The organism is Vibrio sp. D173a, assembly GCF_030248475.1.
Genome location: NZ_JAHGAH010000617.1, coordinates 1 through 1,405, shown reverse-complemented (window position 1 = coordinate 1,405; position 1,405 = coordinate 1). Strand labels below are relative to the sequence as shown.

Below are 1,405 nucleotides of genomic sequence, written 5' to 3'. Positions count from 1 at the left end.
CGGTGATTGCAGCCCTGATCCTGTTATCTACTCAGCACCCAGACAATATGTTGGAACTGTCGGCAGCGGTATTGCTGGCGTGGGGCGCAACCTTCTTTATCTTGATGTTTAACGGCTTCTTCCTGCGCATCTTGGGTGAGCGTGGCCTGAAAGCGGTTGAGCGTTTGATGGGCTTGTTGCTGATTATGATTTCAACCCAGATGTTCCTCGATGGTGTGAAGGCTTACATCGCTTCTTAGTGTCAGGTTGCTGACCAATCACATCAAAAAAGCCGCTCAGTGAGCGGCTTTTCTATTTTTACATCATATGTTTGCGTCGGATATCGAGCAGGGCAAAGATACCGAAAATCAAAATAGACCACTTTTCCCAACGCGACATCGAAATCTTATCGCCAAAGGCACCGATGAAGATCAGCATTTGTAAGCCATGCATGAAGAACAGGAATGCTGTCATGATGTAGAGAGCAATGGCAGCATTACCTGGGAATGGGTGGAAAATATTTACGATGAGAACAAACCAAACGAAAGCAATAGCCGCTTTGGCAACGGGAATCAGTACATTCATTGTTTAAATCCTATTCTGCAATGGTTCTGTGGAAAAGGCGGTAACTCGACTGCCCAGTCGTTTTATCACGGTAGAGCTCCCAGTTCTCAGGCATACCTTCCAGCTTGAGCTCTTTTTCTGTCTCGATGTACACCACCGCATCTTCAGCCAGCCAACCGTTAGATTCCAACAGATTGACTGTTTCCGCGAGTAGCCCTTTGCGGAAAGGCGGATCTAAGAAAACCACATCGTAAGGTGTTCCCGGCTTGCTCAGGTAGTAGATGGCATCGGTGTTCTCTACCTTAATGTTGTCGGCCTTGAGCTCTTTGGCATTATCAGATAGCTGTTTTGCCGCTTTTTGGTTCATCTCAAGTAGCGTCACCATTTTTGCTTGGCTAGACGCTGCTTCAAAACCGAGTCCACCGGAACCTGCAAAAACATCCAGACACGTCGCATTTGGGATATCTTGAGCAACCCAGTTAAAGAGCGTTTCTTTAACTCGGTCAATGGTCGGGCGTAAACCTTCTAAGTCGTGCACTGGGAGTTTTCGACCTCTCCATGAGCCACTGATGATTCGAACAAAGCCTCCAGATGGCTTTTTTTGTGATGTGTTTTGCTGGCGACGTCTTACCATAGATTTTTTGACCGCTAATAAAGTGATACTATATCGAGCCCAATTTAATTTGGTTCGAGTATTAAATAAATTTTGCAATGACAAAGTGTATCAAGCAAACAGCAAGCATATCACTGCTTTGTCATTTTTCTTTACTATTCGTGTCTACAAGTTTGTATTGTAGAACAATAGCAAAGAGTCGACGTGCATTAAGTCAATACAGTTAATTAGTAGATCTAGGAAACTCCT

General features: G+C 44.8%; 3 protein-coding genes. 1 reads left to right on the top strand and 2 read right to left on the bottom strand.

Features of this window, described 5'->3' with window-relative positions:
* On the top strand, positions 1 to 239 hold a 239-nt coding region (locus tag KIV40_RS27970; RefSeq protein ID WP_285352467.1), incomplete at its 5' end, for a MarC family protein.
* 58 nt (positions 240 to 297) lie between these two features.
* Here KIV40_RS27970 and KIV40_RS27965 read toward each other — a convergent pair.
* A complete protein-coding gene (locus KIV40_RS27965) occupies positions 298 to 564 on the bottom strand; it encodes a DUF1145 domain-containing protein (RefSeq protein ID WP_285352466.1) in 267 nt (88 codons plus the stop codon).
* Positions 565 to 574: 10 nt separating this feature from the next.
* Complete coding sequence (rsmD, locus tag KIV40_RS27960) at positions 575 to 1,177, bottom strand: 16S rRNA (guanine(966)-N(2))-methyltransferase RsmD (RefSeq protein ID WP_285352464.1); 603 nt, start codon at positions 1,175 to 1,177, stop codon at positions 575 to 577.
* Positions 1,178 to 1,405: the final 228 nt, after the last annotated feature.

Bases quoted from the DNA above. Each gene is read 5' to 3' on its own strand.
- KIV40_RS27965 (WP_285352466.1), bottom strand. From the start codon at position 564: ATGAATGTACTGATTCCCGTTGCCAAAGCGGCTATTGCTTTCGTTTGG.
- rsmD (WP_285352464.1), bottom strand. From the start codon at position 1,177: ATGGTAAGACGTCGCCAGCAAAACACATCACAAAAAAAGCCATCTGGA.